The 26321-nt window shown below is 59.9% G+C and carries 22 protein-coding genes; 15 read left to right on the top strand and 7 right to left on the bottom strand.

Going from position 1 to position 26321, the window contains the following annotated elements; translation table 11 throughout:
• Nucleotides 1-17 precede the first annotated feature (17 nt).
• Together rpe and EOI86_RS14700 are read left to right on the top strand one after the other, a co-directional pair.
• On the top strand, nt 18-716 hold the full coding sequence (gene rpe / locus EOI86_RS14705) for a ribulose-phosphate 3-epimerase (protein WP_240035680.1): 699 nt from the start codon (nt 18-20) through the stop codon (nt 714-716).
• An 85-nt stretch (nt 717-801) separates the two neighbouring features.
• Nucleotides 802-2421 carry a heparinase II/III family protein gene (locus EOI86_RS14700; RefSeq protein WP_205032205.1) on the top strand — a complete coding sequence of 540 codons (1620 nt, stop codon included), beginning with the start codon at nt 802-804 and terminating at the stop codon, nt 2419-2421.
• A gap of 57 nt (nt 2422-2478) precedes the next feature.
• Here EOI86_RS14700 and EOI86_RS14695 read toward each other — a convergent pair whose 3' ends face one another.
• A complete protein-coding gene (locus tag EOI86_RS14695; RefSeq protein WP_127765925.1) occupies nt 2479-3741 on the bottom strand; it encodes a nucleotide sugar dehydrogenase in 1263 nt (420 codons plus the stop codon).
• Nucleotides 3742-4086: 345 nt separating this feature from the next.
• On the opposite strand from EOI86_RS14695, the gene EOI86_RS14690 reads away from it, so the two are divergent.
• The 6 genes from EOI86_RS14690 (at nt 4087) to purH (ending at nt 10913) form a co-directional block, all read left to right on the top strand.
• Nucleotides 4087-4755 (top strand): winged helix-turn-helix transcriptional regulator, encoded by a 669-nt coding sequence (locus EOI86_RS14690; protein WP_161973841.1) that lies wholly within the window; start codon nt 4087-4089, stop codon nt 4753-4755.
• Nucleotides 4752-5255: a transcription termination/antitermination protein NusG gene (gene nusG / locus EOI86_RS14685; protein ID WP_127765923.1), complete on the top strand. Its 504-nt coding sequence runs from the start codon at nt 4752-4754 to the stop codon at nt 5253-5255. The genes EOI86_RS14690 and nusG overlap by 4 nt, the downstream gene beginning before the upstream one ends.
• A 62-nt stretch (nt 5256-5317) precedes the next feature.
• Nucleotides 5318-6328 carry an MraY family glycosyltransferase gene (locus EOI86_RS14680; protein ID WP_127765922.1) on the top strand — a complete coding sequence of 337 codons (1011 nt, stop codon included), beginning with the start codon at nt 5318-5320 and terminating at the stop codon, nt 6326-6328.
• Nucleotides 6307-7203, top strand: a complete 897-nt coding sequence (locus EOI86_RS14675; RefSeq protein WP_127765921.1) for an NAD-dependent epimerase/dehydratase family protein — start codon at nt 6307-6309, stop codon at nt 7201-7203. Before EOI86_RS14680 ends, EOI86_RS14675 begins: the two co-directional genes overlap by 22 nt.
• 65 nt (nt 7204-7268) lie before the next feature.
• Complete coding sequence (locus EOI86_RS14670) at nt 7269-9239, top strand: polysaccharide biosynthesis protein (RefSeq protein ID WP_127765920.1); 1971 nt, start codon at nt 7269-7271, stop codon at nt 9237-9239.
• A 120-nt stretch (nt 9240-9359) separates the two neighbouring features.
• Nucleotides 9360-10913 carry a bifunctional phosphoribosylaminoimidazolecarboxamide formyltransferase/IMP cyclohydrolase gene (gene purH, locus EOI86_RS14665; RefSeq protein ID WP_127765919.1) on the top strand — a complete coding sequence of 518 codons (1554 nt, stop codon included), beginning with the start codon at nt 9360-9362 and terminating at the stop codon, nt 10911-10913.
• A gap of 50 nt (nt 10914-10963) precedes the next feature.
• Here the strand turns inward: purH and EOI86_RS14660 are convergent, their stop codons facing one another.
• On the bottom strand, nt 10964-11584 hold the full coding sequence (locus EOI86_RS14660) for a DUF938 domain-containing protein (RefSeq protein WP_127765918.1): 621 nt from the start codon (nt 11582-11584) through the stop codon (nt 10964-10966).
• Nucleotides 11585-11763: 179 nt separating this feature from the next.
• Here EOI86_RS14660 and fdxA point away from each other — a divergent pair, with 179 nt between their 5' ends.
• The 4 genes from fdxA to EOI86_RS14640 all read left to right on the top strand — a co-directional run bounded on the left by fdxA (nt 11764) and on the right by EOI86_RS14640 (nt 15532).
• Nucleotides 11764-12102 carry a ferredoxin FdxA gene (fdxA, locus tag EOI86_RS14655; protein ID WP_127765917.1) on the top strand — a complete coding sequence of 113 codons (339 nt, stop codon included), beginning with the start codon at nt 11764-11766 and terminating at the stop codon, nt 12100-12102.
• Nucleotides 12103-12690: 588 nt separating this feature from the next.
• On the top strand, nt 12691-13194 hold the full coding sequence (locus EOI86_RS14650) for a CarD family transcriptional regulator (RefSeq protein WP_127765916.1): 504 nt from the start codon (nt 12691-12693) through the stop codon (nt 13192-13194).
• A 296-nt stretch (nt 13195-13490) separates the two neighbouring features.
• A complete protein-coding gene (locus EOI86_RS14645; RefSeq protein ID WP_127765915.1) occupies nt 13491-14354 on the top strand; it encodes a hypothetical protein in 864 nt (287 codons plus the stop codon).
• Nucleotides 14355-14647: 293 nt separating this feature from the next.
• Complete coding sequence (locus EOI86_RS14640) at nt 14648-15532, top strand: RNA polymerase factor sigma-32 (protein ID WP_127766446.1); 885 nt, start codon at nt 14648-14650, stop codon at nt 15530-15532.
• On the opposite strand, the gene EOI86_RS14635 is transcribed toward EOI86_RS14640, so the two are convergent.
• Nucleotides 15474-16313 carry a thermonuclease family protein gene (locus EOI86_RS14635; RefSeq protein WP_161973840.1) on the bottom strand — a complete coding sequence of 280 codons (840 nt, stop codon included), beginning with the start codon at nt 16311-16313 and terminating at the stop codon, nt 15474-15476. The two genes, EOI86_RS14640 and EOI86_RS14635, sit on opposite strands and share 59 nt — an antisense overlap.
• Before the next feature lie 212 nt (nt 16314-16525).
• Between EOI86_RS14635 and pip the strand changes: the two genes are divergently transcribed.
• On the top strand, nt 16526-17512 hold the full coding sequence (gene pip / locus EOI86_RS14630) for a prolyl aminopeptidase (protein WP_127765913.1): 987 nt from the start codon (nt 16526-16528) through the stop codon (nt 17510-17512).
• Here the strand turns inward: pip and meaB are convergent.
• The 3 genes from meaB to EOI86_RS14615 form a co-directional block, all read right to left on the bottom strand.
• Nucleotides 17490-18479: a methylmalonyl Co-A mutase-associated GTPase MeaB gene (gene meaB, locus EOI86_RS14625; protein WP_127765912.1), complete on the bottom strand. Its 990-nt coding sequence runs from the start codon at nt 18477-18479 to the stop codon at nt 17490-17492. The genes pip and meaB overlap by 23 nt on opposite strands.
• On the bottom strand, nt 18476-18946 hold the full coding sequence (locus EOI86_RS14620; protein ID WP_127765911.1) for a hypothetical protein: 471 nt from the start codon (nt 18944-18946) through the stop codon (nt 18476-18478). The genes meaB and EOI86_RS14620 overlap by 4 nt, the downstream gene beginning before the upstream one ends.
• A gap of 93 nt (nt 18947-19039) precedes the next feature.
• On the bottom strand, nt 19040-19567 hold the full coding sequence (locus EOI86_RS14615; protein ID WP_161973839.1) for a GNAT family N-acetyltransferase: 528 nt from the start codon (nt 19565-19567) through the stop codon (nt 19040-19042).
• Between the two features lie 252 nt (nt 19568-19819).
• On the opposite strand from EOI86_RS14615, the gene EOI86_RS14610 reads away from it, so the two are divergent.
• Both EOI86_RS14610 and EOI86_RS14605 read left to right on the top strand, forming a co-directional pair.
• Nucleotides 19820-20929: a hypothetical protein gene (locus tag EOI86_RS14610; RefSeq protein ID WP_127765909.1), complete on the top strand. Its 1110-nt coding sequence runs from the start codon at nt 19820-19822 to the stop codon at nt 20927-20929.
• Nucleotides 20926-22338 carry a hypothetical protein gene (locus EOI86_RS14605; protein WP_127765908.1) on the top strand — a complete coding sequence of 471 codons (1413 nt, stop codon included), beginning with the start codon at nt 20926-20928 and terminating at the stop codon, nt 22336-22338. Before EOI86_RS14610 ends, EOI86_RS14605 begins: the two co-directional genes overlap by 4 nt.
• 32 nt (nt 22339-22370) lie before the next feature.
• On the opposite strand, the gene EOI86_RS14600 is transcribed toward EOI86_RS14605, so the two are convergent.
• Nucleotides 22371-26174: a coiled-coil domain-containing protein gene (locus tag EOI86_RS14600; RefSeq protein ID WP_127765907.1), complete on the bottom strand. Its 3804-nt coding sequence runs from the start codon at nt 26172-26174 to the stop codon at nt 22371-22373.
• Nucleotides 26175-26321: the final 147 nt, after the last annotated feature.

Genomic DNA, 26321 nt, shown 5'->3' with positions numbered 1-26321 from the left:
AGGACTACCTAACAGCCATGCTGACAGACACCCATACCATGCCCACTGCATCGCCGCGCCCGGTCCTCATTGCGCCCAGTATCCTATCCGCCGATTTTGCCAAATTGGGGGATGAAATTCGCGCCATCGACGACGCCGGGGCCGACTACATCCATGTTGATGTGATGGATGGGCATTTCGTGCCCAACGTGACCATCGGCCCGCCGGTCGTGAAGGCATTACGGCCCCATACCAAGAAGATCTTCGACGTGCATCTGATGATTTCGCCCGTCGACCCCTTCCTGGAAGCCTTTGCGGATGCCGGTGCGGATATCATCACGGTCCATCCGGAAGCCGGCCCGCACGTGCATCGGACTCTGCAGGAAATCCGACGGCTCGGCAAAAAAGCCGGCATCTCGCTGAATCCGGGCACGCCGGCGAAAATGCTCGACTATCTCTATGACATGGTCGACCTGATTCTGATCATGACGGTCAATCCGGGCTTCGGCGGGCAAAGTTTCATCGAAAGCCAGTTACCGAAGATCGAAGCGGTCCGGAAACGCATCGACAAGGAAGGTCTCGACATCCGCCTGGAAGTGGATGGCGGCATCAATCCTGAAACAGCGCGCCGCGCGATCGATGCGGGGGCGGACGTTCTCGTCGCCGGAACGGCGACATTCAAGGGCGGCCCCGCCGCCTATTCGGACAATATCCGAAAGCTGCGCGGAGATGACTGACCGGGCGGAAGTAATGCCGGTACAGGGCCAAAGACGGGCCGAGAGCGCTTCCCCGCCCTCTTCGCCCGACAAGATCTGGTCTGGAATGCTGTTTCGCATGGCGCGCATGGGCAGCACCCTGCCCGGTTACAGCAAAACCTTGGGCGACAGCGACCCCGGCCCCTTACTGTTTCTGAGCAAAAATCCCTGGCGGGGCGACGCCAAGATCGGGTCGACCATCCTGAGCGGCGTTTTCCCATTGGCGGGACAGACCGTTCGCCGGAATACCGACATCTGGTCTGACACTGGTGTTCGTGCCTCATGGCATGCGGCGCTTCACGGCTTTAATTGGCTTGGCGATCTGGCGGCTGTCGGCGACCAGGCGGCCCGCCGCAAGGGCATCGGCCTGATCATGGATTGGATCGACCATAACCACGACTGGACGCCGGTCATTTGGCAGGCGCCGGTCCTGGGCACACGCGTCGCCTCCTGGCTGGCCTATTACGACTTCTTTTTCGATTCGGCCGACGAAATGGTCCAGCGCCGGGTCCGTAAAAGCCTGGCCCGCCAGGCTGTGCATTTGGCCCGGGTCGCCGCGCATGAATGTGACGGCGCGGACCGTATCCGCGCCCTGACCGGTGCCGTGCAAGCGGCGATCTGCCTGCCGAAGCAACGTAAACGCCTCGATACGCTCTTGCGGACGCTCACGGGCGAATTGAACCGTCAGATCCTGCCCGATGGCGGTCATGTGGAACGCAACCCCTCCGTCCTGGTGGATGTTCTGCATCAGGTCGCCGAGGTCAGGAACTGCCTGAGCCAGGCGCAGTTAGTCGTTCCCGACGGTTTGCAGAGTGCGATCGACCGCATGGCCCCGATGGTCCGTTTTCTGCGCCACGGGGATGGCGGCCTTGCCCTGTTCAACGGCAGTGTCGAGGGCGACCCTTCTGTAACGGATCGCGTGCTGCAATTGGCTGAAAGCGCCGGCCGCGCCTTCAACTCCGCCCCGTATGCCGGGTTCGAACGGCTTGAAGCCGGCCGCAGCTTAATCATCGTCGATTCCGGCGACCCGCCGAACCCGGGTTGGGACAGCCACGCCCATGCCGGCGCGCTGTCTTTCGAGTTCAGCACCGGCAAGGAACGGATGATCGTCAATTGCGGCGCCACCGTTCATGACGACGAGGCCTGGCGTGAAGCCCAGCGATCAACCCCTGCGCATTCCACGCTTTCCCTGGCGCTGACCAATTCCAGTGCCCTGACCGAGACCGGATTTGGCGCAAGGCGTGCCCATGTGACCGCTTTACGCAAAGACGCGGAGGGGTGTTGCCTGCTTGAAATGCAGCACAGCGGCTTCTCGGCGCCTTTAGGATTCAAGCATTTCCGTCGCATTTTCCTGAACCAGGACGGAACCGACCTGCGCGGGGAAGACCGCTTGATACCGATCGACCCGAACCAGCCGGTAGCACCGCGCCGCTTTGAAATACGATTCCATCTGCACCCATCGGTCCAGGCATCGCTTTTGGCCAATCACGAGGCCGCGCTACTCAAACTGCCGAGCGGGGCCGGGTGGCGTTTCCGGTCGGGTGGCGCTGCGATCCGGCTTGAGGACAGTATTTACATGGGCCGCCGCGGCGATGCCCGCCGTTCGCAGCAACTCGTGCTGACAGGCGAGACAAGCGAAGGCGAACGCATTGTAAAATGGGCGATCAGACGGGAAACCCAGAAATAGGCTCTTTTGGGATAAAGGCCCAGGCGGGATAAAGGTCCAAGCGGGATACAAGGCCTACTAAAGGCTCCAACGCCGCAAGCCGGCACCGAGGTCCACACCACGCCATATCCCCTTGATATCGGCGACAAGGCCATCGGGCTCCAGAAGCTCGGCAATCGGCATGTCGTTGAATGCGGCGTGCGGCACAGCCCCCAGAACAGCATGATACGGCCCTGACGGTTCGCCGATCAGGTCCACGCCGTATTCATGTTTGGTTTCCGCTATGTCCGCCAAGGGGTCATAGACGCTGACAGAATGGCCGAACGCTTCAAGCCCCCGAATAACGTCGATTACTTTCGAATTCCGGATATCGGGAACGTTTTCCTTGAAGGTAATTCCAAGGACGAGGATTTTTGCCCCCTCTATTCCCAGGCTTTTGTGAATTCTTTCCGCAAGAACGGACCCCATCGCGTCGTTGATCCGCCGCCCAGACAGAATTACGTCCGGGTCATAACCCATCTGCTGCGCCGCGTGGGACAGGTAGTAGGGATCGACGCCGATACAATGCCCGCCAACGAGGCCGGGTTTAAAGTCCAGGAAGTTCCATTTGGTCCGCGCCGCATCCAGGACGTCGTATACCGACAGCCCCATGCGTTCGAAGATCAAGGCAATTTCGTTGACGAAGGCGATGTTGATATCGCGCTGAGCGTTCTCGATCACCTTCGACGCTTCGGCCGTCTTGATGTCCGGGGCGATATGGATCCGGTCGCCGTTCATCGCGCCATAGACACGCGCCAGGACAGCAGCCACTTCCGGCGTCTGTCCGGCAACCACCTTGGTGATTTTATCTACCGTATGGACCTTGTCGCCCGGATTGATACGTTCAGGCGAATAACCGAGAAAAAAGTCGGTACCGGCCTTGAGGCCTGAGGCCGCTTCGATCGCCGGTCCGCAGATATCTTCCGTCACGCCGGGATAGACCGTGCTTTCGAACACCGCGATTCCGCCTTTGCCGATCGCCTTGCCAACGGTTTCCGCCGCCTTCTTGACCGCGGTCAAATCAGGCTCGTTCTTCTCAGAAACAGGCGTCGGCACTGTGACGATAAAGATGTCGCGGCCCTGAAGCGCACCTAGATCACCCGTCAGCTGAGCGGAGGACGATGTCAGCGCGTCCGGCGTCAGTTCATTGGTCCTGTCGTGCCCCCCGTTCAATTCCTGGATCCGGGCCGTATCGATATCGAAGCCCAGCACATCGAAATCGCGCGACAGGGCAACTGCCAAGGGAAGACCCACATAGCCCAAGCCGATCACGGCAATAGTCGGGTTCGTCCAGCGATCCATTCGTTATCTCACTTCGTTTCGTCCGCGGGAACCGGACGCCAAGATCGTTTGCCCGGATTCTCGTACCGGGAACCTCTACCAGCCCATGATTGACGAGAATGCGCCGAGTCGGGTGAGCCAAAGCAAGCCGGTGCACTATCCTTGCCAATCGTTCCTGTCAAATACGTCGGCAAAACCCCTGACACTCGGTCTGCGGCGGCGGGCGGAGGTATCATGGCAGAGGGCATGGGACTCTTGACGTTCATCGTGTGAACGCATTATGTTCACGGCCTGAACGCAACCCCAGACAGGGTGGAAACCCTGGACCGGCCAAAAAGCGAAAAATCCGACATCATGGGCGACCAAGTGACCCGCAGTACTGCGATGGATGATAACGAGGGAGAAATCACTCTCGGCATCCTCAACGCTGTGGAAGAGAACAGCAAGCTGACCCAGCGGAGTGTCGCGGGCGATCTGGGTATCGCTCTCGGCCTTGCGAATGCGTATCTGAAACGCTGTGTCCGCAAAGGGCTAATCAAAGTTCAGCAGGTTCCGTCCAACCGCTATGCCTATTATTTGACGCCGCAGGGGTTTGCCGAGAAATCGCGCCTGACGTCAGAATATCTTACGACATCGTTTCATTTCTTCCGCCGCGCCAAGGTGGAATGCGCCGTTTTGCTGCAGGAATGCGAACATGCCGGCGTAAACCGGATTGGGTTGGCCGGCGTAAGCGACCTCGCTGAAATCGTCGCCTTGTCGGCCCTCGACTCGAAGGTCGAGTTGGCCGGGATCGTTGACTCGACGGTCAAGATCGAACGCTTCGCCGGGAACCCTGTCTTCGCATCCGTGGACAAGCTGGGGCCTGTGGATGCCCTGATGGTTACCACACTGCGAGATCCGCAGATCTGTTACGAAACATTGCGTCGCGAGCATCCCGCCATCCCCATTCTGCATGTTCCTCTGCTGCGAATCAGCGATAAAGAGGAAAGACAAGCAGGGTCCGACGCGATTTCGGATTCGGAGAGGCGTCCATGAAACGCTGGTATGTGGCACACACCAAAGCGGGGGCAGAACGGCTGGCGGAAGGAAATCTCGAACGCCAGGGTTTCCGCGCGTATCTGCCACGTGCCCGATTGCGCAAGCGCGGTGCGCGCGGCGCGTCCACCGTCACGGTTCCCTTGTTCCCACGCTATATCTTCATCCAGTTGGACCTGGAAAACGCACCGTGGCGCGCAGTCAACAGCACCTACGGGATTAGCCGGTTAATCTCCTTTGGTGACCGTCCGGCGCATGTCGACGACGCCGTTATAGACGAGATCCGCCAACGCGAGCGTGAAGACGGCATCGTGCCCTTGCCTGATTTTCTATCCTTTGAACCAGGCGAAGCGGTCGAAATTACCCATGGCGCCTTCAGTGATCGGACCGGGATTTTCAAATGCCAGTCGGATAAGGAACGTGTTGTGGTCCTTCTCAACCTGTTGGGAAGGGATCTCACCGTCTCAATCGAACCGGATTTCGTTCAGAAAGTCGCCTGACCTTCCCTTCCGCAGCAGTTTCGGTTCTGGTCCACCCCCGCGACGCGGGCTATAAGCGGGCCATGTCGACCGCCTTTCTTCCCGACGCTTTGTTTGGCCTTGCCGCCTTCGCCGCCAGTTGTGTGGGCGTGCGGATTTTGATCGGCTATTTGACGAAAAAAGCCATCCTGGACCACCCCGTTGCCCGGTCGAGCCACAACACACCGACACCGAGAGGCGGCGGATTGGCGGTTTCCACGGTAATCCTCGCTGCCTGGATCGCGATTCAGATCTTTGCACCGGTTGCCGGCATAGTCTTCCTGGTCGGGGCAGCCGCGATTCTGGTCCTGGTGTCCTGGCGCGACGATGTCCAATCTCTTTCGGCGGGTTTGCGCCTCGGCATACATGCGGTCGCGGTCTGTATCGGGTTGATATGGCTCACCGGACAGGGCTTGGTTTTTCAAGGGTTGCTGCCGCCCTGGATCGACCTTTTCGTTTCGGCCCTGCTATGGCTAGGCTTCCTGAACTTCTTCAATTTCATGGATGGCATCGACGGTATTTCGGCCGTCGAATCCGGCGCGATCGCATTCGGCCTTTGCTTGATCGCCTATTTGCGCCTGGACACCGGCTTTTCCAGCGATGATGGGCCCTTTGCGCTGGTCATCTTGGCCGCGACGGCGGGTTTCGCCCTGTGGAACTGGCATCCCGCACGGATATTCCTCGGCGATGTCGGCAGCATTCCGCTCGGCTTCCTGCTCGGCGCCCTGCTTCTGGGTCTGGCGGCGCGGGGGAGTTGGGCGCCAGCTCTTATCCTGCCGCTCTATTACTTGGCTGATGCGGGTCTGACCCTGGCTCGGCGAGCCTTGCGCGGCGAAGCGGTTTGGCGGGCCCATAAGGAACATTTCTATCAGCGCGCGGTACAACGCGGCTTCAGCCACGCACAGGTAAGCACTGCAATTCTGGCCGCTAATCTGATTTTGGTCGCGTTCGCCTTTTTTGCGCCCGTCTACCCCCTGCCGTGTCTGGCCGGCGCGATTCTCACGACCGCGCTGTTGTTGCTTTGGATGGTGAAATGGCCCGCCGCATCCTCCTGACCGGGGCAACCGGGTTCGTCGGAACCTACCTCACCCCATTGTTGCGCCGACAAGGATTCGCCGTCGACGCGGTGGGCCGGGCTGAGACCGGCCCCTTGGGCCCGGAGACCGATTGGCGACCCTTCTTGCACAGCGATACGGACGGCATCATCCACCTCGCCGGTCGCGCCCATGTCATGCGGGAAGAGGCCGCCGACACAGACGCGGCATACGACCAGGTCAACCGAGGCGCGACGCTGTCCTTGGCGGAACAAGCGATGCAAGCTGGTATCCGACGGTTCGTTTATGTCAGTTCCGTCAAGGCGATGGGGGAACAGGGTCTGGACCTGCACCCATCCATGCGGCCTGTGCCGACTGACCCATATGGCCGGAGCAAACTGGCGGCAGAAGAGGCGCTCCGCGCCCTAGCGCCGGCCCTGAACACCGTTGTGCTTCGCCCGCCGCTGGTTTACGGCCCGGGCGTGAAAGCGAATTTCTTGGCCCTGATGAACGCCGTCAACAAGGGACTGCCCTTACCGTTCGGCATGGTCCGGAACCGGCGCAGTCTGATTTCGCTGCGTAATCTTAGCGACGCGTTGATCCACGCGCTTGACTGCCCGCCGGGCGTCTACTGCCCCACGGACCCAGAACCGATTTCCACACCCGCTTTGGTCCGGGGTATCGGCAAGGCGATGGGAACGAACCCCATGCTGTTGCCGGTCCCTGTCTGGATGCTGAAGACCCTCGGCGCGGTCTTGGGCCGGAAAAGTGCGATCGACCGGCTGACCGGCGACCTGACCTTCACTGGTTGGCCGCCCGGCTGGTCACCGCCGCAAACCGCACGGGAAGGGTTCGCGGAAGTCGCTGCTTGGTATCTGGCGGAGTACAGGACATGATCGGGCACCTCATCGGCGCTTTGTCGCCGCTTGCCGCGTAACGCAGGGGTCAGTATGAACAGACCATGAAATTGCTGCCCCACCATCAGCGCGCGCGCTTTGCCTTTTTCCATGACCTTGTCATGTCGGGGGTCTCCGTGCCCTTGGCGCTTTGGCTGCGCACCGGCCAGCAATTCGAATTCTATGCGAGCAATTTTCTGTTGGAAGCGACGGTAATATTCGTCGTCGTTTCCGCTGTCGTGTTCCGTTTCAGCAAGATGTATCAAGGCGTATGGGCTTATGCGTCGGTCCACGACATGGTCGCGATCACCCGATCTGTCACCATTGCGATCCTGATCTTGCTGCCAATCCTCTTCCTGGTGGCCCGGCTTGAGCATTTCCCGCGTAGTGTCCCCATCATTCAGTGGTTTCTGCTCATCGCGATGCTGGGCGGCCCGCGCTTCGTTTACCGTATCCTGAAGGACAGGCGCCTCGACCGCATGGCCCTTGCGGCGAGCGGCAATGCGATACCCGTCATTCTGATCGGCGCCGGCGATGCGGCGGAACTGTTCCTCCGCGATATGAAGCGTAACCGGCATGCCGCGTACAGGGTACTCGCTATTTTCGACCAGAAAGGGTCCCGCGTCGGGCGCGCCATCCACGGCATCATCGTGCAGGGCAATGTCGATGTTCTGCGCAAGATGCTTGCCGATAGGGCGTTCAACCCGAAACCCCAACGGCTTGTCATCACGACGGACAAGATCGCCGGCCCGGCCGTTCGGGAATTGCAGGATCTTGCCTCAGCCTACGGGATGACCGTGGCCCGTTTGCCGAAATTGAGCGAGTTGCGGGCCGAAGGCAGCGATGGCGCAATCCGAATTAAGCCTATCGATGTGGAAGACCTCTTGGGTCGTCCTCAGAATGCGCTCGACCGGCCCGCCATCGATGCCATGGTCCGCGGCAAACGGGTGCTGGTCACCGGCGCGGGTGGCACGATCGGCTCGGAACTGACGCGGCAGATCGCTGCCTTGGGCCCATCGCGCCTCACCCTGCTCGATAATTCCGAATTCCACCTTTATGAGATCGATCAGGAATTGAGCATCGAGTTCCCCGATGTCGACCGGGCCACCATCCTGGGCAATGTCCGGGACCCCGGCCGGGTTCGCACCGCGTTCGAGCGGGAGAAGCCGGAAATCGTGTTCCACGCGGCCGCCTTGAAACATGTGCCGATGGTGGAGGCGAACCCGTTAGAGGGTATTTTGACCAATGTGATGGGCAGCCGCATCGTCGCCGATGCCTGCCGCGCCGCCGGCGTTCGGTGCATGGTTCAGATCTCCACCGACAAAGCGGTCAATCCGACCAATGTCATGGGGGCGACAAAGCGTTTGGCGGAAGCTTACATCCAAGCGATGGACGCCAGCGGCCGCCAGGGAGAAACCGGCGACACGCGATTTGTTGCCGTCCGATTCGGGAATGTCTTGGGATCGACCGGTTCCGTCGTGCCGCTGTTTCAAAAGCAATTGCAACGCGGCGGCCCGCTGACCGTCACACATCCGGACATGAAGCGGTATTTCATGACGGTCCGTGAAGCCGTTGAATTGGTTCTTCAGGCTGCGACCACCGCGTTGCGAGACGCGCACCAGACCCGGGGCAAGATATTCGTCCTGGATATGGGAGAACCGGTCAAAATCCTCGATCTCGCCAACCGCATGATACAACTCGCCGGGTTGGAGCCCGGAAAAGACGTCGCCGTGGAATTCACCAAGTTGCGACCCGGTGAAAAGCTGTTCGAAGAGCTTCTGCATGATCAGGAGGAAGTGGTCGAAGGCGATACGACCGGTATGACCCTTGCCGCCCCGCGCGTCAGTGATTTGGCGTCGCTGACCGACGACCTTGAGATGTTGCGCGATCACGCAGCCCAGCGCGACCGCGTTGAGGCTTTGCGGTTGCTGTGCCGGCTCGTTCCCGAATACAAACCCGATACCGGGGTTGTATCCCTGCTGTCAGCGGATGGCAGCGACGCACACGAAAACGCCGACCGCCTCGCCGCCCAATAAATAAAATCTAGACGTTAATCGGGGCCGAATCGGCTGTTTGCCCCATCGCGGCATTGACCTGACGGCGGGAAACAGTATCAACCCTGCATACGCCATGACGGCAGAGAGTAGGAGAAATTGATGGCCGAAAAACCCATTGCGCGCGCGCTGATTTCCGTGTCGGACAAGACCGGGTTGATCGAATTCGCGACGGCGCTGGCCCGGCACAAGGTTCGTTTGCTGTCCACGGGCGGAACGGCGAAAGCACTGAAGGAAGCGGGATTGGCTGTGACCGAGGTCTCCGCCCATACCGGATTCCCGGAAATCCTGGACGGCCGCGTGAAGACCCTGCATCCGATGATCCACGGCGGTATTCTGGCAAATCGGGACGACCCCAAGCACCGTACCGCGATGGAAGGCCATAGCATCGACCCGATCGACATGGTGGTGGTCAATCTATACCCGTTCGCGGAAACCATCGCGTCCGGCGCGGACTACGACACCTGTATCGAAAACATCGATATCGGCGGCCCGGCCATGATTCGCGCCGCGGCGAAGAACCATGCCTATGTTTCCGTGGTGACCGACCCGGGCGAGTACGAATCCGTTATTCGCGACATGGACGAACAGAACGGCGCTGTCAGCCCCGAGCTCCGCGCCTGGTTGGCCCGTGAGGCCTATGCCCGCACGTCTTCCTATGACGCCACGATTTCCGATTGGCTTGCGCGCCAGCAGGGCACGCTATGGCCGAAACGATTGACCGTTTCAGGCCGCCGCCAGCAGGAACTGCGCTATGGCGAGAACCCGCATCAGAAGGCTGCCGTCTATCGGCGCACGCCGCATGAACCGGGCATCGCGACGGCGAAACAACTGCAGGGCAAGGACCTCAGCTACAACAATTACAATGACGGCGATGGCGCCTTGATGGCGGCTGCCGAGTTCGAAGAGCCAGTTATCGTCATCGTGAAACACGCCAATCCCTGTGGCGTGGCCACAGGCGATACCCTGGCCCAGGCCTGGGACAAGGCGCTTGCATGCGACCCGGTGTCGGCCTTCGGCGGTGTCGTCGCGGTCAACCGCCCGATCGACGCAGATCTGGCCAAGAAAATGACCGAGCTTTTCCTTGAGGTGATCATCGCCCCGGCAGCGACCGAAGAGGCCATGACGATCCTGTCTGAGAAGAAAAACCTGCGTGTCCTCGTTACCGGAGAGATGCCGAAGGCGTCGTCCAAACAAAACGTCCTGCGGACCATTTCCGGCGGGTTCCTTGCCCAGACCGCCGATCACGGTCATGTCACGCGCGAAGACTGCAAGGTCGTCACCAAGCGTCAGCCCACGGAAGCGGAATGGCGCGACATGATGTTCGCCTGGAACGTTTGCAAACATGTGAAGAGCAACGCCATCGTCTATGTCCGCGACAATGCGACGGTCGGCATCGGCGCCGGGCAGATGAGCCGAGTCGACTCTTCGCGCATCGCTGCGAGCAAGTCAGAAACGCAGCAGGGCACGCAGAATTCGGTGGTGGCCAGCGACGCGTTCTTCCCCTTCGCTGATGGTTTGCTGTCCGCGATCGAAGCCGGTGCCACCGCGGCAATTCAGCCCGGCGGTTCAATGCGGGACGAAGAGGTTATCAAGGCGGCCGACGACGCCGGCATCGCCATGGTGTTCACGGGTATGCGCCACTTCCGGCACTAGGGTTTTTGGCGCCTGCGCCTGCCGGCACTCGGGAATTTCAGGAAAAACCGCTATTCCTTTCGGAACACCACCGACAGGTTGTTGGCGGGCATCTCGACGGTGTCATCCAGACCAAATCCGTGCTCAGCGGCGAGCGCCGCAACGTCGTCCAAGTCGCGTATCCCCCATGACGCGTCGCGTGCGCGAAGCGAAGCGTCGAATGCCTCATTGGTCGGCGCGGTATGGGCGCCCCCTCGCTTGAAGGGGCCATAGAGGTAGAGCACACCGTCCTTGGGCAAGACCCGCCCAGCCCCCCGCAACAATCCCGCGCAAGCCGCCCATGGGGCGATGTGGATCATGTTGATGCAGACCACGGCGTCTGCCCGCTCGACCGGCCAAACGGCGGCGCTCGCGTCCAGGTGCTTCGCAGGCAGCAGGACCTCTTCCCTTCCTTCAAGCGCCCTTGCATGGGCGTCGATGCTTGTCAGGTTATCCAGGTCGATATCCGTGGGCTGCCAACGCCAATCATAGCGCCCCGAAGCAAGATTTCGGCTGAAGAAGACTGCGTGTTCGCCTGGACCGCTGGCAATTTCCAGCACCGTTCCAACAGGCGGCAGGACACGATCCAACACCGTCAAGATCGGCTCGGCGTTCCGGGCAAAGGCGGGCGAGACGCGGCGCGGGTCTTCCATGATCGGTCTTCCAGTCACCGTCGTTTGATCTAACTTCGCGGGTTGCCGCAACGGCGTATCGCGAAATGGTATTGCCCAGCAAGTTGAATGCGATATACCTGTCGCCGAATTTGGACGGTTCCCTGCGGCGGCGCTTAAAGAATCCCGCGGTCGTGATGGAGTAGCGTAAGGAGAAAAGCATGACCTATGTGGTCACCGAGGCCTGCATCAAGTGCAAGTATCAGGATTGCGTGGAAGTCTGCCCTGTCGATTGCTTCTACGAAGGCGAGAACATGCTGGTGATCCACCCGGATGAATGCATCGACTGCGGCGTGTGCGAACCCGAATGCCCGGCGGAAGCTATTTTGCCCGATACGGAAGGCGAAGCCGAGAAATGGCTGGAGCTGAACCGCGACTATTCGGAAAAGTGGCCGAACATTACCGTTAAGGGCGATGCGCCGGACGACGCGGATGAGTTCGCAAAGGTTGAGAACAAGTTCGAGCAGTTTTTCTCGGAGGCACCGGGCAAGGGCAACTGACCGCCCACGGCCCCGGACGGACCAAATCGGTCCGTCCCCGGCCCCGGATCGCGATACCGCATTGCGGTAAGTCCATGATACAAATGCATTGCGGAATGAAGGGGCTGGGAAAAGCCCCTTTTTTGTGCTATGTATACCCTACAAAGTTGGCGGAAAGATCCCTGGCCTAACCCGCCTGGGGCGTTTTTCTTCGGCCTGTTCTGTTTTGTAATTGGCTTGGAGAGCGTCGCCATCACCTTTGTGCAAGGGTCGCCTTGACGGTTTTTGTGATCAGGCGGCGGCACGACCGAAATAGGGATGGAGATCGGGCGGATCAACCGATCGATGAAGAAGGACTGGCCCGAGGCGTCGTTTCTGAACAGGCGCGGCGGTAATGGTCCTTTTTGTCTCTGACCCCGATTTGTCTTTTACCTAGGCGCATTTCGGGGCCGGTCAAATACGGGAAGCGGCCGATACCGTGCCCGAATGACCGAACGGATCGTTCCGGAGTGATCCATGCGGGCGGCATGCCCTTTGTCTGTTGGTTTCGGATCGGCCGTATCGGCGCGGTTCCGGTCTGTAGGTTTTGAAACAAGGATTGAGGCAAGAATGTCGAAAGGCACGAAGTATCAAGCTGGCGACCATGTCGTTTACCCCACGCATGGCGTCGGTATGGTCAAAGGCATCGAGCAGCAGGAAATTGCGGGCATGGCCCTTGAGCTCATTGTCATCGAGTTCGACAAGGACCGAATGATCCTGCGCGTTCCCGTCGCGAAGGCGGACGATTCCGGGCTGCGGAAACTGTCTTCCCCTGACCAAATGAAATCCGCCCTGAAAACCCTGAAGGGCAAAAGCCGCGTGCGTCGGACCATGTGGTCACGCCGCGCCCAGGAATATGAAGCGAAGATCAACTCCGGCGACCCGATTGCGATCGCTGAAGTTGTCCGTGACCTGTTCCGAAATGCCAATCAGCCGGACCAGTCCTACAGTGAACGCCAGCTTTACCAAGCAGCGCTGGACCGCTTGGCGCGTGAATTCGCCGCCGTCGAAGCGATCGGTGAGGAAGAAGCCGCCGAGAAGCTGGAAGACATGTTGCAGAAAGCCGCCGCGTAAGCGCCAGCGGCACCCGGCCCAGCCGGAATGTCGTAGCCATGTCTGTTGAAAGTTTTGCGGGGTCCGCGCATTTGCGGGCCCCGTTGCTTTTGCCGGCCTTGCCCCTACTCTATTCCCGCTCTCGATCCTGCGGGTGGCGTTGTGCTCCCCAACAGTTGCGGGGGGCTTCCCAGCCGTCGCCAAAGCCGATAGCCTTCGACCTTCTTGAAACACAATAATCTCCGGCCGCGAAGATCGGCCTCAGCCGTCGGCGAGGCATCGGGGCACGGCTATGGGACAGGGGAATGGGACAGCGCATGGCCGCGCCTTCACACAGTACGACCACCCAGGTCCGTTCCCGCGGCAATGTCGACCAGTTCTATCCGGTTCTTCGAAAACCTGCGCCCGGAAAGAATGGGCGCATCTGGGCCGTTGGGGCCATCCATGGCGAAATCTACAAGCTGGAAAAGTTGCACGACGCCATCGCCACACGGCTGAAACCCGGCGACTGCATGGTCTATCTCGGAAATTATATGGGTTTCGGCAATGACGTGACGGAAGTACTGACGGAAATTCTGCGTTTCAGGTGCTGGTTCATGGCACAGCCGCCTTACGTGCACGAGGACGACTTCGTCATGCTGCGCGGTGCGCAGGAGGAGATGTTCCAGAAACTGCTGCAGATTCAGTTTGCCGCGCGTCCGCAGGATCTGTTGGACTGGATGCTTCACCGAGGCCTGGAAGCGACGCTGTTGGCCTATGGAACCGATGCCGCGGAAGGCTATAAGGCCGCCAAGGAAGGCACTTTGGGACTGACTTATTGGACGACCGACATCCGTCGGCGGTTGAAGTCCCATGCCGGCCAGGAAATTCTGATCACGAAGCTGAAACGCGCCGCCTTTACGGAAGAGGAAACCGTGCTGTTCGTCGCGGCGGGTTTGGACAATACCAAACCGCTTCAGGGGCAGGCGGATGCGCTTTGGTGGGCCCCCCGGAGCTTTGAAGCGATCAATGAGCCCTATCGGGGGTTTCGGAAAATCGTCCGTGGATACGACCCTGATCACCGCGGCTTGATTGAAACCGACTATACGGTCTCCCTCGACGGTGGCGCGGGCCGCGGCGGTACACTGATAGCGGCCTGCCTGACGCGCGAGGGTGCGTTGGAAGACGTTGTAACGGTCTGACCTTCGCCGCGGACCAGGAAAAATAGTCAGCTACCGCAGTCAACTCTTCCTTTCCAAAGGGTCCTCAATCAACGAACGATCCTTTGATCCGACATTGTATGAATTTGTTTTCATTAAATAATTCTTGAATTCTCTCTCTTTTCGCCCTTCGCAGAGTCGTCTTTCCGCGCCCGTCCTCTCAGATAAGTGAGATGGCTAGATGGTCCAATCGCAATAACCAACCGTAAGAGTAGGTATATATAGTCAGGCGGGTTCGTTTGATCGGAAGTCTTTAGGATGAGGGAGTGAGTGACATGGCCCATATCGACGATCCACAAACTCAACGCGCGAATATGTCTTATATCCGCAAATCTATGAACGTGCCGCTTCTCGGCCGCGAGGAAGAGCAGGACCTGGCGCGGCGATGGCGGTACGACCAGGACGAAGAGGCGCTTCATAAACTGGTTCGCGCCTATGCGCGCTTGGTTGTCAGTACCGCATCCAAGTTCAGGAACTACGGACTGCCGATGGGCGATCTGGTGCAGGAAGGCAATGTCGGTCTGATGCAGGCCGCAGCACGGTTCGAGCCGGAACGCGATGTCCGGTTCTCCACCTATGCTTCCTGGTGGATCCGCTCGGCGATGCAGGACTATGTTCTGCGCAACTGGTCGATCGTGCGCACCGGCACCACCGCTGCCCAAAAATCCCTGTTCTTTAACTTACGCCGCCTGCGCGCGCGGATCAGCGACGCTCCAAGCGGCCGGATGACTCAGGAAGGCCGCGAATTTGTCTCCCAGGAACTCAATGTAGGCATCAGCGACGTGGAATCGATGGAGCTTCGCATGTCGGCCTCGGACAAGTCGCTGAACGCGACCATCGCCGATGGGTCCGACGACAATTGGCAGGACTTCCTGGCCGATACCCGCCCCGACCCGGAAGTCAGCGTTACCGGCGCACATGACGCCAAGACGCGGTCGACCTGGCTGGCTGAAGCCATCGAGGAACTCAGCGACCGCGAGCAGGTGATCATCAAGGAAAGGCGCATGGTTGAAGACGGCGCGACCTTGGAACAGCTCGGCCGGCGTCTAGGCGTCAGTAAGGAGCGGGTCCGCCAGTTGGAAAGCCGCGCTTTGGGCAAGCTCAAAGCGTCGATCCTGGATCGTGTGGAAGATCCGAAGGATTTGCTGATCGAAATGTGACCGGGTCGGCCTCGGCATTCGGCAACAACTCAATCTGATCGGCAGAGACGATTTCCATGAAGGGGCCGTTGTACCGGCGGACCACACCGCGCAGCCGGACCATGCGACCATCCAAGTCGTAGATCGATAACGACACGCCCTCTGCCGTCTTTGGCAGAGCGTCGGGCTGGAGGCGAGCTGTCACACCGGCGGTGAAATCGACACGCCAATCCTCGCCGAAGTTGAGAAACACCGTTCCATCGCTCCGCCCAATATCACGCACGTGTCCCTCGACGATCTGAAAACCGTTGTAGATGCTGTCCGGATCGCCGGCGGGACGTACAAAATAACGCGGATTGCGCCAAATGCCCCGCCTTTCGGCCCGGGCGGCCTGCTCCGCCATCAGCAACGCCGTCCTTTGGTCCTTATCGGGTACGCCGCCCGCGAACCGAGCAAGCCCCAGGCGCAGCATCCTTTCCTGTACCCAGTCGCCGGCCTTCGTCTCAACACGTCCGGCAAGTCGCCCATGTCGGTCGCGCTGTGCGCCAACCAGGCGCCAAGGCCCATGCTCGCGCTGCAGCGCTCTCAATTCCCGCAGATAGGCTTTCGAAGCCGGTGCCAATCCCAAAGCGACATCCAAGCCGGCCAGAACGATTTCCTCGCCTTTCGGGACGGCCAGCGTCCCATCAGGCATCATTTCGGCCTCAGAAGTATCGACTATCAGATCTGGTACCGTCCTGGTATCTTCGGCAGCAGCGCCGGCCAGGGTGGCGAAAACCGCGACTATTGCAATGGCGGCCACACGAACCGGGCCCTCTCCTCCAACACACATCCGAACGCTATGCCGGCTGTTCTTTCGGCGGCAAATGCGACAGCTCAATCGATCGGTCATGGGTTTCGTCACTCTATCCACCGTTTCCCCGAAATTGATTCGGAAATTCAAGATTATAAGTGGATAGGCTGCCGGACTACCCGCTATATTCCGCAGGCATTCTCACGGTTCCGGAACACCCCATGCCCCGCACTGAACTTTATCCCGTCATCGAGCCACACGAGTCGGGCCATCTACAGGTCACCCAGCCGCACAGCATCTACTGGGAGGAATGCGGAAATCCGGATGGTGTCCCGGTGCTGTTTCTTCACGGCGGACCCGGCGCGGGCTTTTCACCCGGGCATCGACGGTTTTTCGACCCAGCATTCTATCGGATCGTCCTGGTAGACCAACGGGGCGCCGGCAGATCCAAACCCTATGCGGAAATCCAGGATAACGATACGCAAAGCCTGATCGGCGATCTGGAAGCGCTGCGCATTTTCCTGGAGGTCGATCAATGGCTGCTCTTCGGCGGATCCTGGGGATCGAGCTTGGCGTTGGCCTATGCGGAAGCACATCCGGCTTCCTGCTCGGGCTTGATCCTGCGCGGTATTTTCCTGTGCCGAAAACAGGAAGTCGACTGGTTCATGAACGGAATGCGCCAGTTCTTCCCGGCGGCCTGGGATGATTTCATGGCCCATTTGACCACCGCCGAGCGGGTCGATCCGTTAAATGCTTATTATCGGCGGTTATGCGACCCCGACCCTGCCGTGCATATGCCCGCGGCCGCGGCCTGGAGCCGGTACGAAGCCAGTTGCTCAACACTGATACCAAGCCCCTCTACGATTGAGGCAATGAGCAGCCCGGAAACCTCCCTAGCCTTGTCGCGCCTGGAGGCACATTACTTCGTCAACAATTTGTTCCTTCGGGAAGGTCAGTTGCTTGAAGAAGCGTCGCGCCTGCGCGGTTTGCCCGGCATCATCGTGCAGGGCCGGTATGATGTGGTCTGTCCGCCGTCCTCCGCCTGGGAATTGTCGAAAGCCTGGCCCGAAGCGGAATTGATCATCGTGCCTGATGCCGGTCATTCCGCAGCGGAAGACGGCACCATGCGGGCACTGGTCACCGCGACGGAGAGGTTCAAGAATCGACTATCGGTTCCGAAATCTTCTAAGCCCGCGCGAACAGGCTGATCAACCGCCGCGCGGCGATGGTTGGCGGCAAGACGCCGTCCGCCACTTTCCGCTCCACCTCCGGCAAGTCGGCGACGATGTCGGGATGCGCCTTCAAAGCTGCGATCAGGCCTTCGCCTACCTCCGTCCATAACCAGTCGAGTGCCTGGGCCGATCGGCGCCTTGCAATTTCCCCACTGTTCCCCAGCGCGTCACGGAATGCTTCGATCTTCTGCCAGGCTTCGCCAATGCCGTCGCCCGTATGGGCGGAGCATGGGAGTACCGGGACGGTCCAATTGGGCGACGCGGGACGTAGCATACGCAATGCGCTGGTATATTCAGCAACCGACCGTTTGGCGGTTTCGATCAGGGCGCCATCCGCCTTATTCACCAAAATCATGTCGGCCAATTCGACAATGCCCTTCTTCAATCCCTGCAGTTCATCCCCACCGCCCGGCAACAGCAACAGCAGGAACATATCCGTCATTTCCGCGACCGCTGTCTCCGACTGACCGACACCGACGGTTTCCACCAGGATTACGTCGAAACCGGCAGCCTCGCAGACCAGCATGGCTTCGCGGGTCCGGCGCGCGACGCCCCCCAAGGTCACGCCGGCAGGGGACGGCCTGATAAATGCAGACCGGTTGCGCGAAAGCTCCTCCATCCGCGTTTTATCGCCCAGGATGGAACCGCCGCTGCGCTTCGAAGAAGGATCGACCGCCAATACGGCCAGCTTGTGACCTTTTTCGGTCACCTGCTTGCCAAAATTTTCGATGAACGTGGATTTCCCGACCCCCGGCACGCCCGAGATCCCGACACGGATGGCATTTCCGGTCGACGGCATCAACCGTTCGAGCAATGCCTCAGCCGCCGCGCGGTGGTCGGCCCGGGTCGATTCGACCAGCGTTATGGCGCGCGCCAAACTGCGGCGGTCACCCGCCGCCACGCCATCGGCAAGCGCGGTTACATTAACTTCTTGCTGCGTCATTTCTTGATTTGGCTGCCAAAGACCGTTTTGGCCATCATCTGGAGCTTCTTTTTAGACGCCGGGTCCAAATCATCCAGAACTTTTTGCTTCTGCCGGTAGATCAGCATCGCAGACCGGACAAGATCGTCATGCTCCTTAGCCGGCGGAGCGGAACGCTGGGGTATTGCCGAAAGCTGGGGCGCGTCGTTCGTCTTGCCGGGAAGGTCGCCGCTTTCGATCAGCTCACGATGGGCTGACTCAATCGCTTCCCGGATCGTCTCCCGGTCCAGATCGGTCGCATTCGCGTTGCCCCGCAACATGTCGTCCAGTTCTGCTTCGCGTCCCGCGTTCAAGGCCGCGTCGGCCAAGCTTTCCGGTTCCGGCGGCAATTCGGCCTCAGCCTTCCGTCGCAGAACCTCGTCACGCTTATCCATCGCGTCGCGCGCTTCCTTGTTGAGGAAAACGGATTTGACGATTTTGCCGAACATCGAGCCACCTTACCGCATCTTCGCACCGGGGTGAATCGCCATGATCGCGCGATCGGCCGTACCCGGCGGCATCGTAGTATTTCTTATAAGCAACTATGGGGCCAGAATCGTCGCCATCAACAACTCATCCACCGGTTCTCCGTCAATCATCACCGAGGCGCGTTTCCGCCCCTCAACTTCGAACCCAAAGCGTTCATAGAATTCGATTGCTCGCACATTGGGCACCATGACGGTCAATTCAAGGCGGACAATACCTGCCGACCGGGCCCGCGCCACTGCATCACGCATCAAAGCCTGGCCGATCCCAATTCCCTGATAGGCCTGCAATACGCCGATCCCAACCGTGGCAGTATGCCGGATTCGGTTGAGCTGTCCGCCCACAAGCAGACATTCCCCGACCGGGCGATCCCCGTGCCAGGCATTGATCAAGGCACATCCGGGGGCAGCCAGAACCGAGTGTATCACATGTTCCATTTCCCCCACGGACGCGGCGCGTTCTGCAGGCAAGCGATGAAAGAAGGGGGTCTCGGCAAGAAGCGCCTCCCCCATCGCCTTCAGGGCCGCGGATTCACTCGGCTCGGCGCTGCGCAGCACTACCTCGTCCAACGAAACTTCAGCCAAGCCTATCATCCTTCCGACCGACAGTGCCGCGATGCACCCGAACCGCTTTAACCATCCCCTTGGAAACTCTATGCTTTGCCCCTAGAAATGGCTAGTTCGGCGCAGTCCGGCTGATTGAGGACGACTCCTTGCATTAGAGTTCCCTTGTCAGAAAGTCTCGACGAATCACCAATATAATGGCTGTATTTACCGTGGGGATTGTTTCACCGCCTTTCGCACGGCGTCGAGGCGGGTTTTGGGGTATATTTCAAGATGACCGGTACCGGACGCGGTCAAGGCAGTACGCTCTTGCCGTCGGATTTTTCGCAACGCGGTGTCGCCGTGCCGTTCACCACGCGGTTGCTTTTCTTCACACGCATGCGGCATGGCGCCGACGGCGCGATAGAATTTCTTGTGCCGGGGCTCGCCGGCGGGCTGAAGACCTGCGTCATTCCCCAGGGCAAAATCGGCGCAACGCTTTCCATGACCGTTTTCGACCGCGCCCTGATGGAAGAGCTTTCCGAACTGTCGGCAATCACGCCCGCCACCGTCGAACAGGCAAGCCTTGCCGTCGGGATGACGGCCCTGGGCGGGTCGCGCCTGCTGCGCCGGGCCCGTGAACGAAGAGAAGCCGACAAACGCGCCACCATTGCCTTGGAAGGTTTGCTGGTAAACGACTTGCTCACCGCGCTGGGTGCGGAACGTGTCGATTTCGAGAAATTGAATCTAGAAGATTTGAGGGCGCGCGCCGCCGCAGCACTGGAACCGCATGCCGCAACACTTGAGAGCCCCATCGACGCGATCCTGTCACGCATCCGGCAATGGGCGCACGTCATCCTGCCCCTGGGATCCCCAGCACTGGAACTACCGGGTCCCTATACCACGACCATGGCCGATATGGAGCGATTCGCTGCCGAGTTGATGGATTGGCTGATCCCGGAACCAGTAGGCCCCGCGGAAATGGCGCAGCGCATTGCAGTCGCCGCCCGGAAAACCGCTTCGACGGCCAAGGAGCGGGTCGCCCGTGCCGCCGAATATCAGGCTGCGATTCTCGACAGCATCAAGAACTGGGACACCACCTGGGCGGCGCTGACGAATGAGGTCGAAACAGTGTCCAATATTCTCGACGGTTGGCAGAGACTGATCGAAAAATGGGACGCCACAAGCCGGCTGGAGCGTGTCGACCAGCGGGAGTTGGTCGGGCTTTTCGCCCTGTACTTGCCCATTCTGCCGCGTAAATCCGCCGACCGGAATCAAGATTTCTGGAATTCCATCCGCGAAAACCAGGACCGCTGGAAAGACATTGTCACGGCAACGGAGATGATGGCCACCGATCAGGACATCAGGGAAAAGGTCGGCCGCTTCAAGGTTGAGCCCGCATGACAGACGCGGATCAAGCCAAAAAACAATTGATGTCGCTGTTCGAGAACCTGCCCGACGAGCAGTTGAAGAAACTTGGCGCGAGGATCGAATTGGATCGGAACGAGAACCGGTTCGGTCTGCCGCATCAAGCGATCATATCCCTGATGCGGCCTTATCTAGCCGCCGTCCGTGCCCCGCGAGTCTACACCCCGCAAAGAATCCTCTGCGTCCCCTTTGAAGACATATTCACGAACGAGGATGTGGGCTTCAAGCGAACCGGCTTCATCCATCGCAAGAACATCTTTCCGTTCTGGCGATTGATCAGCGAAGAACTCATGGCGGACAGCTTCCCGCCGCTAGCGGACCGTTTCGTCGCCGCACAAAAGGCCGGCGACGAAGCCGCCGTCGCGGAAACCGCCAGCGCGATCTGGGCACAGGCCGCCGCAGCACTCGGCGAAGCCCTTGACCCGACCGAAGGCGACGCCGACGCCCATGAGGCATTGGCCAAACGGATGGGCGGCACGACCGTGGTCGAGGACATAAAGGAAATGCGTGCGATTTTGTCGATCGCCGATCATGTCGAAGCCTTGAAAAAACAGCTGCCGGACAAGCCGATAGCTGTTCTGACAGGTAAGAGCGTTTCCACGATCCTGCAACATTACACAGATATTGGGTCCGAGCGGCCGGGCATGGAGATTTATCTTCTTCTGATCGTTATCGGGCGACTGATGCAGCCCTTCCCTATCCTGCGCGTTTTCCGATCCCTTTCGCGCAAGGGTGACGATGCGATGATCCGCCGGACCGACTTGAGCATCGCCGGGGAAATCGTGATCGATGCCTTGGAAAAAGATGCGAAGGCCGCCGTTGAGGTTGCACGCGATTTTGAAGCGAGCGAGGAAGAAATCGTTCGCAAGGCCGCCCGTTTCGCCGCCGCGTTCAAAGGTATCACAACCGATATCGGCATCCGTCGCGATGGTGAATGGGGACAGCGCATGTATGCGGGTCGGAACACCGTGGCGGAAACCATGCAGGCACGCATCATGGCCAAGGCTGAGAAGGTGATCGTGGGCGCCTTGGTGAAGAAGCGCGCCGGAAAAATGGAAAAACTGGTCGAATGGCCCAATGAAGAAGCCTTCGAGGCGGCAGAAGACCGCGCCGCAGCCCTGTCGGCGCTATACCGAATTTCGGACCAGTTGGGAATCCGGGCTGCATGTCAGAACGAGTTGGACGACATCCGGAAACTGTTAAACGACTACAGCGTTTCCTTGGTAGAGGAATTATCGCACTTGGAAAAAAGCCAGCACCAACCGGCTTTCGCGAATCTCGCCGTGGTGGTCCGGTTGCTGGAGCTGGTCGCAAATTCCGATGAAGCCGATCTATTGCGCCGGCGCGGCCGTGCCGCGCTTTCCGGGACAATGTTGGAATACTGATTCTCGCCGTCGCTCTCGCTTGTTGGCGCCTATTATTGCACGTCCTCCCGACCCGTCGCATGGCAGAGCAGGACATAGAGCTTGCCTACATCCGCCGTCATGAATGTGGATTGCAGCAGATGCTCCGGATCGTTCGCCTTGGCTTGGTCGAGAAGGCGATCGAATTGTTCGATATAGCGGGTGACATAGTCCCGCGCCTCCTTGTCCTGTTTGACCTTTTCGGAAATAGACCGAATCAGCGCTGTCGGTTTCCCGCGTAGAAGCGCACGAGTGAAGATCGATCGGTCGCCCTTGATATAGCGGCGCCAATCGGCTTCCGCGACATCGCCTTCGACGATCCGCGTCAGATCGATGGTGGTCGAATTTAAATCCTCGACGATGAAACGCGCGGATTTCAGGAACAAGTCCCGCTTCAAGGAATGGTCCAGGTCTCGGATTTCAAGATGGCGTTTGCCGACCTGTTCGGAAGCGTCGACCAGGGCCTTGGCCTGTTTCGAAAAGTCTTCGCCGATGGCGCCCGCGTCGTCCCGGGCGGTGCTCACCGCACGGATCAGTTTCTTACTGCCTGTCTCAACGGATTCGCTCAGCCCGGTCAGCGTCTGTTGGGTTTCCTCCGCGACCTTGGTCAAGGTTTTCGTTTCGGTGTTAAGGGACTTTGCCACGGTTTGGATTTGCGAATTGGCAAGGTCACCGGCCGCCGTCAGGTCACCTGTCTGGGTTCGTAACAAGGTGACCAGGGTTTCGATCCGCTTGGCGATACGGTCCGACGCGTTGACGACGCCCTCTTCCTGCTGCGCAAAGGCATCGCCCAACAGTCGTGCGGCCGTTGCCGCGGCGGATGCCGCTTCTGTCATCTGGGCCGCTTGACCGGCCAGGCCGGTGCGATGGTCTTCCATCTGCATACCGGCACTCACCGATGTGGAGGTTAGGCGCTCCGCTTCCTTGCCCATCTTCTGGGAAAGCTCGCCGAACAAGTCCATCGCCTTATCCATGGCCGTGCCGAACTCTTCGCTTTCCTTACGGAAGTTATCCCCTGCCTCGCCAATCCGCGTTTGGATCGAATCCGCCGCCGTCAACAGGGTTTCCACCTGACGTTCCAGCACCGAGCGGATACCTTCGGTCCGTTCCTCGGCGATCTTGGAGGCTTCCGCCATCGTCGCCGTTTGACCGGCCAAGCTGGCTTCCGTGTTCGATGCGCTAACCGCGATCTGCTCGGCCAAGGTCTGCAGGGCAGTCGCATCCTGGCGCAAGGATTCGCGGATCTTCATGATATCCGTGCCGGCCTTTTCGGAAACGTCGTTCAGCGCCGCCACGTTCTGGCGAAGTGTTTCGTTCATTGCCTGGATCAATGACGCGGCCTTGTCCGACGCGGTCTGCAGATCGGCACTGCGTTTCTGTAAGGAATCGCCGATCTTGTCGGTGCGATCCTGAACCCAGTCGGCTGCGTCGCGCAGTTCCGAACTTTGCTTGCGCAGCAACTCCGCCATTTCCCGCCCCTGCGTGACCGCGGGATCGAAGGTATCGACCAGTTCCGCGGATCCGGCCTGAAGCGAATCCCGCATCTCTTTCATACGGGCGGCAAGCAAGGCGTCGATATCGGCCGCCTGTTGGGCCGCACGGTCGGCGGCAGTGCTCATTTCGTCCGCCTGCTTGCGCATCAAGTCCCGCATCGTATCGGCACGTTCCGCCGCGGTTTCCGTCGCTGTTCCAATCAGGTTGGATTGTTCACGTAACGCCGCGCCCATCGCTTCCATTTTCTCAGTCGCGGATTCGGAGGCGGTCAAAAGCTGGCGGCTTTGCGCGTCGGCTGCGCTTCTGACCAATCCTGTCTGGGTCGCAATCCGGGTCGCCGCGTCATTCAATTCCTCGCTTTGCGAGGCAACGGACTTCAGTATTTGCGCGGTCTGGCTTTCGGTCTGGGAGGCCGCATCCATCAGCATTTCAACCTGCTGCTTCAATGCCGATTGCATCCGTTCAACGATTTCCGCGTTGCGGTCGACATTGGCATTCATGGACTTGGCGGTCCGGTCGATGTCACTGCCCATGGATTCCGCGAAACGGGCCGCTTTTTCGCCCAATTCGTCACCCATCTTTTCCAAACGCCCACGCGTTTGATCCAACAACTCGCCTTGCTCGGTTTCGACCCGCCCAAGAGCAGCGACCACGGCGCCGGTCAAAATTTTGCCCTGACGTTCCAAAAGCCCGGTCATCTGTGCCACGCGGTCCGAGGTTTCCTCGCCGAACTTGCGGAAGGCGTTTCGTTCGGCCTCGAAGCTGTCATGCAGGGACCGCGCGGTAAGGGCAGTGCGTTCCTCCATATCCCGGACCAGGGCATCGGTCTTGCCCGCGGCGGCCAAGGCAAAGCCGTCGAAGGCTTCCGACTGTTCGTGGACGCCGGTTTCCAATCGTTTAACGATCGCGGTCACCGCGCCATCGACCGCATCCGCGCTTGCGCCCAGCCGCGCCTCGCTCTCGGTGACGGCGTCCTGCATGCGCGTTGCGTGCATCGACACCGCTTCCGCCAAACGCGCCGCGGAGGCATCGACCGCGCCGGACAATTGTTCACCCGCCGCCGCGGCCTTTGCCTCGGTCTGGCGCGCGAAGGCCGAAAAGGCCGTCACCTGCATGCCCAGGCTTTGTTCCAAGCTGGCGGACAGTTCTTCCGCCTGGGACGCCAGTTTCTCGCCGATGCTGGCAATGAGCGACGCCGTATTGCCGTCAAAAGCCGCCAACCGTTGGTCGTGCTTGTCGAATGCGTCGGACAGGGCTTCCGATGCTTTGACCGTGCCGTCCCGCAACCGCGCGGACAGACCGGCGAGCCGACTGTCGGTCCGGGATGCGAAAGCCTCGAAACTCTCCACCTGCGATTGGAAGGCTTCTTCCACCAGACGAACCGTGTCCTGTGCCCGGCTGCGGACCTGGTCGGAAAAGGACGTGATCTGGTCCGATGCTTCGTCGCCGGCGCGGCGTAAATCCTCGCCGCTGTCTTTCAGCATGGCGGCAATTGCTTCCGCCCTTTCGCCCGCCTGTTCGGCCACCTTGTCCAAATCTTGCCGATAGGATTCCAGTCGGCCGCCGATTTCCTCAACCCGGCGCGCGGCATGATCGGAGGCATCGGTCACTTCCTCGGCCTGCGCTTTCAAGGCGCCCGCAACACCGTCCCCGCGCGCGGCCGCGGCATCCAGGGCGTCGACCAATGTCGTGGTTTGACGGTCGACCGATTCGGTAATCGTCTTTTGCTGCGCCTCCAGCCGGCCAATCAATTCACCCAGCTTCTCGGCCTCAGCCGACAGAATCGACCGCAATGCGCCGCTTTCACGTGATGCGTCGCTGGTGCGCCCTTCCAGTGCCTTCAATTGCCCCTGCAAGCCGTTGGATAGATCCGTCAGGGCGGACACCGTTTCTTCACCCGCCGCGCCCAGTTCTTTCGCCTGGCGGCGGAGCGAATCGGCCACCAATTCGATCCGCGCTTCGGCATCTTCCGCCGGATAGGCCAGCAAGGACAATTGCCGGCGCAATACATCGGTATGATACCGGACGTCCTGGCCGCGCCGGAAGAACAGGGCCGCGAGCCACACGAAGGCCAAGGGGGTGAAAACACCGGCGAACATGCCGGCCAATTCATGCGGCAACAGGGCTGGCAGCAAAGCCCACCCGACGACGGCGTGGAAATACCATCCACAGAGTCCGAGCCACCCGGCGCTCAAAAGCGCCGCAACCGACCCAATCCATATCGCCGCCCGTTTGGCGCGGCGGGCGTCCAGTTGAACCTGCTCAGGTGTGGGCGCACCCGCGCGTGGTTCGGGTTTCGGAAAGGGTGTGATTTCCGCGGCCATCTAATTTTTCCCATCGTCAGCGCCATTCGAAAGGCCGAACGGCTTAACCTGCAACCAAAGGAAATTACGCTGTTCCGGCAGGAAATCAAAGTGGCACACCGGATTCTCTGCCGGATTCCCAACCGGACTCCCAACCGGTTTCTGCAA

It is taken from the genome of Hwanghaeella grinnelliae (assembly GCF_004005845.1).
In the GTDB taxonomy this organism is placed as follows: Bacteria; Pseudomonadota; Alphaproteobacteria; order UBA8366; family Aestuariispiraceae; genus Hwanghaeella; species Hwanghaeella grinnelliae.
This window is presented reverse-complemented; position numbering and strand designations above follow the sequence as displayed.

Excerpts from the sequence above, each read along its gene's own strand:
- EOI86_RS14620 (WP_127765911.1), bottom strand. The coding sequence starts at position 18,946 with ATGTTCGGCAAAATCGTCAAATCCGTTTTCCTCAACAAGGAAGCGCGC.
- nusG (WP_127765923.1), top strand. The coding sequence starts at position 4,752 with ATGAAACGCTGGTATGTGGCACACACCAAAGCGGGGGCAGAACGGCTG.
- EOI86_RS14650 (WP_127765916.1), top strand. The coding sequence starts at position 12,691 with ATGTCGAAAGGCACGAAGTATCAAGCTGGCGACCATGTCGTTTACCCC.
- EOI86_RS14700 (WP_205032205.1), top strand. The coding sequence starts at position 802 with ATGCTGTTTCGCATGGCGCGCATGGGCAGCACCCTGCCCGGTTACAGC.
- EOI86_RS14680 (WP_127765922.1), top strand. The coding sequence starts at position 5,318 with ATGTCGACCGCCTTTCTTCCCGACGCTTTGTTTGGCCTTGCCGCCTTC.
- EOI86_RS14670 (WP_127765920.1), top strand. The coding sequence starts at position 7,269 with ATGAAATTGCTGCCCCACCATCAGCGCGCGCGCTTTGCCTTTTTCCAT.
- EOI86_RS14695 (WP_127765925.1), bottom strand. The coding sequence starts at position 3,741 with ATGGATCGCTGGACGAACCCGACTATTGCCGTGATCGGCTTGGGCTAT.
- EOI86_RS14610 (WP_127765909.1), top strand. The coding sequence starts at position 19,820 with ATGACCGGTACCGGACGCGGTCAAGGCAGTACGCTCTTGCCGTCGGAT.
- pip (WP_127765913.1), top strand. The coding sequence starts at position 16,526 with ATGCCCCGCACTGAACTTTATCCCGTCATCGAGCCACACGAGTCGGGC.
- EOI86_RS14675 (WP_127765921.1), top strand. The coding sequence starts at position 6,307 with ATGGCCCGCCGCATCCTCCTGACCGGGGCAACCGGGTTCGTCGGAACC.
- rpe (WP_240035680.1), top strand. The coding sequence starts at position 18 with ATGCTGACAGACACCCATACCATGCCCACTGCATCGCCGCGCCCGGTC.
- EOI86_RS14605 (WP_127765908.1), top strand. The coding sequence starts at position 20,926 with ATGACAGACGCGGATCAAGCCAAAAAACAATTGATGTCGCTGTTCGAG.
- EOI86_RS14660 (WP_127765918.1), bottom strand. The coding sequence starts at position 11,584 with ATGGAAGACCCGCGCCGCGTCTCGCCCGCCTTTGCCCGGAACGCCGAG.
- EOI86_RS14640 (WP_127766446.1), top strand. The coding sequence starts at position 14,648 with ATGGCCCATATCGACGATCCACAAACTCAACGCGCGAATATGTCTTAT.
- meaB (WP_127765912.1), bottom strand. The coding sequence starts at position 18,479 with ATGACGCAGCAAGAAGTTAATGTAACCGCGCTTGCCGATGGCGTGGCG.
- fdxA (WP_127765917.1), top strand. The coding sequence starts at position 11,764 with ATGACCTATGTGGTCACCGAGGCCTGCATCAAGTGCAAGTATCAGGAT.
- EOI86_RS14600 (WP_127765907.1), bottom strand. The coding sequence starts at position 26,174 with ATGGCCGCGGAAATCACACCCTTTCCGAAACCCGAACCACGCGCGGGT.
- purH (WP_127765919.1), top strand. The coding sequence starts at position 9,360 with ATGGCCGAAAAACCCATTGCGCGCGCGCTGATTTCCGTGTCGGACAAG.
- EOI86_RS14645 (WP_127765915.1), top strand. The coding sequence starts at position 13,491 with ATGGCCGCGCCTTCACACAGTACGACCACCCAGGTCCGTTCCCGCGGC.